Source organism: Chryseobacterium sp. FP211-J200 (genome assembly GCF_001643375.1).
Lineage (GTDB): Bacteria > Bacteroidota > Bacteroidia > Flavobacteriales > Weeksellaceae > Epilithonimonas > Epilithonimonas ginsengisoli.
In genome coordinates, this window is record NZ_LSHB01000079.1 from 1 (window position 1) to 5,749 (window position 5,749).

Genomic DNA, 5,749 nt, shown 5'->3' on the forward strand with positions numbered 1-5,749 from the left:
ACTCTTTTTTTTGTAGCCATCCTAGTGATTTTTTAATTAACTTTACAAAGTAACTGATTTATGCGATTGGGAAAGCTACCGAAGGTTTAGTTCAACAGTGTATTGGCAAAAGACGGGGTGAATATTGTCTTTGAGAATTCAGTTAACAATATCCGCAAAAATGCTTTTCATATTTCTTTTTTTAGTAATTTAGAAATCTGAAAAAGCATTTTGCTCAGGTTCGGTCTTCCTTTGAAATTGTCAGCAAAGTAGCCCGTCCTTCGCCAATACTTTTTCCGTTAGTGGCAATTTTAACAATACCTGCAACTAAGAAAATAAGTTTAATGGAAAAAGAAAATAATTTCACTACATATTCTTTGCTTTGTCAAACACCTACAGAGGATGATAAAATTTATTATTGGGAAAATATGGAACAACTTTTTCCAATTTTAAACAATTTATTTGTAGATTTTGCCACTTCAAAAATATTATCTTTCCAACATTTTGAAAAACTGACTTGGAATAAAAATGAAAATCGATATCGAAGAAGTTCTTCAATTGCACCAACAGGTGGTTGTATAAATTGGAGTTATGAAAACCTAAAGAAAACTTTCAATCTGTATTTGGTAGACAAAACTTTTCACTATCACATGTGGGACATTCATAAAGGGGTGTCAAAAAAAATACTATCAGATTTGCCTCTAAATCCACGGGGATATATTTTCCATTACAGCACGACATTTTTTGGAGACAGATTAAAACTTCAACAAGACAAAAATTTAGATTGGTATAATAGAATAACTGACTTTAGATTTCAAATTCAATATAACTTCAATCAGCTTTCTGCATTAGGCATAAATCAAATTGTAGACATAACTTTTAGAGAAAATTTTTTAACAGAAAAAGTGAGAGATAAAATTGTAATAAATATTTTCAGCTTTATATTTGGTAAGTATCTAATGAAAAGAAAATCAATAAAAAATTATGGATTTACCCAAACTTTTGAAAAAGCTTATCTGACTGAAAGAGAAACACTAAATGAATGGAAACAGATATTTGGAGTTCCGATTAAATTTGACAAGTAAATTTGAAAAAAACTGCCACTAACATCGGTTTTGCAAAAGCGGGGGTGAATGTCCCTTGCGTTGAAGATTTTCGCACTTTTAGCCGCAAAAAACCATTTCGTTTTTTATTTTTTTGTAAGTTTGAAAAACGAAAATGGTTTTTGCTCAGTTTGGTTTTTAATAGAAAGTTTCGTCTTTCTTAGCCCCGCCTTCGCAAAGCCGTTTCCCGTTGTGCGTCATTTCAACAAAACGCATAAAATAAACGATATTTAAGAAAAAAAACAGTTAAATGAAGAAAACATTAAAAATTTTAGGAATTATTTTATTTGTATTAATTGCCTTATACTTATTTTCAATTCCTTATTTACGAAGTAAAAATGTTGTTAAAGAAACTATGTTTTATACGCCAACAAAATATGACAATAAAAATATATTTAATCAATTAGATGCAAAATATCTAACGCATATTACAAAGGACTCCGTAGTTTTCGCTGCGAACAAATTTATTTCATCTACGAAAGAGGATTCAGTCAAATTGAATCAAACAATATTGAAACGAAAATTTCAAAAATTTGAAAGAAACTCTAAATCTGAATTTTATACGATAACACCAAGGACTTATAAAAAGGCAGGTATATATATGTTAGGCAATCAGTTTAATATATTTAATATGCTTGATGACTTAACAGAACTTTCAAAGAAAGACAGCGTAAAAATTTATGTGATTGTTTATAATGGAAATGGTTACTCAAAGGGAGATTCCAATTTTTCAACTCAATTTAAAATTAATCAGAATTTCTTTGAATTCGTAAATTCTTCCAATTCAGTCGATTTTGTAGTAGGGCATTCATTGGGAACTGTTTTCGCAACTAAATTAGCAACAGATAATAAAATTCCAAAATTAGCACTATTAGCACCTGCATCAAATATAGATGATGTTGCAGATTATTTCATAGGCTTAGCGCCATTTTGGGCAAAACCATATTTCAATTTTTCGGAAATTAAAAAATCTGAATTTTCTAAGGAAGGAAACAGTTCAGAAAACATAAAAAATTATTTTGGAAATTTAATTTTATTACACGGAACAAAGGACGAAAATCTGCCCTTTTCAATGTCCGAAAAAATATATGAAAATTCAAAATCTAAAGATAAAATTCTGATAAAAATAGAAAACGGAGACCATTACGCACCATTAGTTGACGAAAACTGGACGAAACTTATACTCAAATTAAAATAAGAAACGAACGCACAACATCGTATTGGCAATAGACGGGATTTCGTCTTCGAATGAAGATTTTAGCCATATTCAAATTTTGTTCTTCGATTGAAGTTTATTGCTAAAAAGCCCGCCCATCGCCAATACGCGACCGTTGTGCGTCAGTTTAGCGGAACGCACAGAAATCCTAATGAAAAAAGAATAATTAATTGTAAACACGAATAAAAAACAAATCTAATAAAATTTATGAAAACAAAAATTTCAACTAAAATGATAATTACTTTATCAATTTGTTTATTTACATTTTTTTCAAAAGCACAAAACGCAAGTGTCGAAAAATCAACTTTTGGAATTCAAATTGGAACTTTAGGAATTTGGGCACATCGAGAAGTAAAATTAACCAATGAAATTGCGTTGCGTGCGGAAATAGGAATGGATGCTGGATTTTTTGGTGGAAGTTTTTATCCAAAAAACGGATATTTAATGACACCTGTTATAACATTAGAGCCAAGATGGTATTATAATTTAGATAAGCGAGTTTCTAAATCAAAAAATATAAGCGGAAACAGTGGAAATTTCTTAACACTTCAAACAAGTTATCATCCTAATTGGTTTGTAATATCAAATTATGATAATGTAGAAATTGCCAATCAAATTTCAATAATTCCTACTTGGGGTTTAAAAAGAAATATTGGAAAACATTTTACATATGAAACTGGAATTGGAATTGGATATAGATATATTTTCGCAGAAAGTGCCGGATATTCAAAAAATGAAGGAGAAGCGGCAGCTAACTTGCATTTAAGAATTGGATATAGATTTTAAATAAAAAACCGAACGCACAACAGCAGTTTGCAAAAATGGCGGGTTTTGGGCTTGATTTAAAGTTGGTTTTGTACTTGCAAAGTCAGTGTTTAACCGAAAGTTTAGGCTTCCTTAATCCGCCACTTCTGCAAGCTGCGAAACGTTATGTGCCATTTTTGAATGACAATGCGAATAGATACAGACAAACAAATGAATTTACTTAGTGATAAGAACGTTGCAATAATTGGTGGTGGACCCGTTGGACTGACTATGGCAAAATTATTACAGCAAAACGGCATAGACGTTTCAGTTTACGAAAGAGACAACGACCGAGAGGCAAGAATTTTTGGTGGAACCCTTGACCTACACAAAGGTTCAGGTCAGGAAGCAATGAAAAAAGCGGGATTGTTACAAACTTATTATGACTTAGCCTTACCAATGGGTGTAAATATTGCTGATGAAAAAGGCAATATTTTATCCACAAAAAATGTAAAGCCCGAAAATCGATTTGACAATCCTGAAATAAACAGAAATGACTTAAGGGCTATCTTGTTGAATAGTTTAGAAAACGACACGGTTATTTGGGATAGAAAACTTGTTATGCTTGAACCTGGTAAGAAGAAGTGGACACTAACTTTTGAGAATAAACCGAGTGAAACAGCAGATTTGGTTATTCTTGCCAATGGCGGGATGTCCAAGGTAAGAAAATTTGTTACCGACACGGAAGTTGAAGAAACAGGTACTTTCAATATACAAGCCGATATTCATCAACCAGAGATAAACTGTCCTGGATTTTTTCAGCTATGCAATGGAAACCGGCTAATGGCATCTCACCAAGGTAATTTATTATTTGCTAACCCCAATAATAATGGTGCATTGCATTTTGGAATAAGTTTTAAAACACCTGATGAATGGAAAAACCAAACGCAGGTAGATTTTCAAAACAGAAATAGTGTCGTTGATTTTCTTCTGAAAGAATTTTCCGATTGGGACGAACGCTACAAAGAATTGATTCATACGACGTTGTCATTTGTAGGATTGGCTACACGGATATTTCCTTTAGAAAAGCCTTGGAAAAGCAAGCGCCCATTACCCATAACAATGATTGGGGATGCCGCACATTTGATGCCGCCTTTTGCAGGGCAGGGAGTAAATAGTGGGTTGGTGGATGCCTTGATATTGTCTGATAATCTAGCCGATGGAAAATTTAATAGCATTGAAGAGGCTGTTAAAAATTATGAACAGCAAATGTTTATCTATGGCAAAGAAGCACAAGAAGAATCAACTCAAAACGAAATTGAAATGTTTAAACCCGACTTTACGTTTCAGCAATTGTTAAATGTATAAAATGGAATAAAACGGCACATAACAAACAAATTGGCAATAGAGCCGGTGAAGTACTTCTATTGAACTTTTGTGCAATGTTGAAGATTAGTAATTCTATTCAACATTTGTGCTAAAAGTCGGCTCCATCGCCAATTTGCCAAACGTTGGCGGTAATTTTGACCAACGACATCGTTAAACAATAAACTATAAATGAAGAAAATATATTTAATCCTATTTTATATCTTAACATCACTGACAATAAATGCACAGATAAATACCATTTACTCAAAATCGTATGGACAAAGCGAAAATCCAGCAATTATTTTCATTCACGGTGGACCAAGAGGAAATTCCACTCTTTTTGAAGGAACAACTGCTGAAAAATTAGCCGAAAAAGGATATTATGTAATTGTTTATGACAGACGAGGCGAAGGTCGTTCCATCGACACAACTGCAACTTTCACTTTTCAAGAAGCAATAAAGGACTTAAATAGTCTTTACCAAAAATACAACATCAAAAGAGCAAATATTATAGCCCATAGTTTTGGTGGTTTGGTCGGAACACTTTTCACGGAACAAAATCCTCAAAAAGTAAATTCACTGATACTTACAGGTGCTTTGTTTTCTCAACAAGAAACATACGACCATATTTTAGAAACAACGAAAAAAAACTATTTAGAACAGAAAGACAATTTAATGCTATCAAAAATTGCAGAAATCGAAAGACTACCAAAAAACTCTGCTGAATATCGACAACAATGTTATGAAGTTGCGAGTAAAAATAACTATTTCAAAATGCCATTTCCAACTAAAGAAGCAAACCAACTGCGAGAAGATTATGAAAAAAGTGAGTTTGGGAAAAATAATATCCGAAATGACAATGCTCCAACTCTATTCTATCAAAACGAAACCCAAAATAATATTGACACGAAACCTGTTTTAAAAAATCTTAAAAAGCAAGTCAAATTATTTGCAATTTATGGACAACAAGACCAAATTTTTTCGCAAAAGCAATTGAATGATATGAAAAGAATAGTCAAGAAAAAGAATTTTAAAATTATTGACAACTGTTCACATTATCCATTTGTTGACCAGCAAACAGAATTTATAAATACCATTGAAAAGTGGATAAAATAAAAAACTACCGCCAATAGCTAAGTTTTCGTTGCGTGCGAAGCACGAACAATGAAAACCCTGTTGAACGGAAGCTTCGGGAGCTTTTTTCAACATTATGGGTTTACCGACGAAGGATTTTAAAGATATACAGGAGACTTTCAGAAAGGTCTCTTTTTTTGTTGGTGAATTTGGTGGTTTTTCCAGGTTTTATCGTGTTTTCCTTTACTTTTGGGCATAAATTCCC

At 32.4% G+C, this 5,749-nt stretch carries 5 protein-coding genes; all 5 read left to right on the forward strand.

Annotation, left to right across the window (positions count from 1 at the left end):
* Positions 1-323: 323 nt before the first annotated feature.
* The 5 genes from AXA65_RS18655 (at position 324) to AXA65_RS18680 (ending at position 5,526) form a co-directional block, all read left to right on the forward strand.
* Positions 324-1,064, forward strand: a complete 741-nt coding sequence (locus tag AXA65_RS18655; protein ID WP_063971558.1) for a hypothetical protein — start codon at positions 324-326, stop codon at positions 1,062-1,064.
* A 268-nt stretch (positions 1,065-1,332) separates the two neighbouring features.
* Positions 1,333-2,280 carry a hypothetical protein gene (locus AXA65_RS18665; protein ID WP_131797852.1) on the forward strand — a complete coding sequence of 316 codons (948 nt, stop codon included), beginning with the start codon at positions 1,333-1,335 and terminating at the stop codon, positions 2,278-2,280.
* 225 nt (positions 2,281-2,505) lie between these two features.
* Entirely contained in the window at positions 2,506-3,084 is a 579-nt protein-coding gene (locus AXA65_RS18670; RefSeq protein ID WP_063971561.1) for a hypothetical protein, read from the forward strand.
* A gap of 159 nt (positions 3,085-3,243) precedes the next feature.
* On the forward strand, positions 3,244-4,410 hold the full coding sequence (locus AXA65_RS18675; RefSeq protein ID WP_008651082.1) for a tetracycline-inactivating monooxygenase Tet(X2): 1,167 nt from the start codon (positions 3,244-3,246) through the stop codon (positions 4,408-4,410).
* Positions 4,411-4,599: 189 nt separating this feature from the next.
* Positions 4,600-5,526 (forward strand): alpha/beta hydrolase, encoded by a 927-nt coding sequence (locus AXA65_RS18680; RefSeq protein WP_063971562.1) that lies wholly within the window; start codon positions 4,600-4,602, stop codon positions 5,524-5,526.
* The last annotated feature ends 223 nt before the right edge of the window (positions 5,527-5,749 follow it).